Annotated in this window: 2 protein-coding genes; both read right to left on the reverse strand. The window is 70.7% G+C overall.

The genetic code is table 11. The features are described from left to right. Nucleotides 1-118 precede the first annotated feature (118 nt). Nucleotides 119-364, reverse strand: coding sequence for a DUF6191 domain-containing protein (locus AOK17_RS46490; RefSeq protein ID WP_169802018.1), 246 nt, complete (start codon nt 362-364; stop codon nt 119-121). 118 nt (nt 365-482) lie between these two features. Next, a partial coding sequence (locus AOK17_RS53240; RefSeq protein ID WP_245697874.1) for a response regulator transcription factor occupies nt 483-676 on the reverse strand: 194 nt, incomplete at its 5' end.

Genomic DNA, 676 nt, shown 5'->3' on the forward strand with positions numbered 1-676 from the left:
GTCCGGAACTGGGGCGGGGGCCCGGTTCGGAGCTGAGGCCTGGGCCTAAGCCGGGGGCTGCTCTGGAGCTGGGGCCTGCCCTCCGGGTGGAGAGTGGTCCGGAGCCTGGGCCTGGTCCCTAGTCGGAGCCGGGGACCTGGTCCCGAGTCGGGGGCGGGGCCTGGTCCGGAGTGGCGGCCGCGTCTGACTCGGCCTCGGGTTCGGCCTCGGCCTGTGTCGGCAGGCGGACGACCACCTTGCCGGAGGCGAGGTCTATCGGGCCTCGTCCGGGGTCCCCGTCGTTCAGGTCCACGCGGGTCAGTTCCAGCCGCTTGCGTTCCTCGTCGGTGTGCTTGCGGCCTGGTGCGAAGAGCTCCTCGATCATGTTGAACACAGTGCCTCCCTCGACCCGGGGTCTCTTACAGCGTAAACCTCACGGCGTGGATCCCACGGCGTGGACCTCACTGGGTGGATCCGTCTGCGTACCCCTGTCCGCGTGGATCTCACCCGGCCGTCCGGGCTCCGGCCTGGTGCGGCGGGAACAGCCGCATCCGGTGCGCGAGCGCGGCGGCCTCGCCGCGGCCGGAGACATTGAGCTTGCCGAGGATGTTGGAGACATGGACGCTGGCCGTCTTTGGGGAGATGAAGAGCTCCTCGGCGATCTGGCGGTTGCTGCGGCCGGCGGCGACCAGACGCA

It is taken from the genome of Streptomyces phaeochromogenes (assembly GCF_001418655.1).
GTDB lineage: Bacteria > Actinomycetota > Actinomycetes > Streptomycetales > Streptomycetaceae > Streptomyces > Streptomyces phaeochromogenes.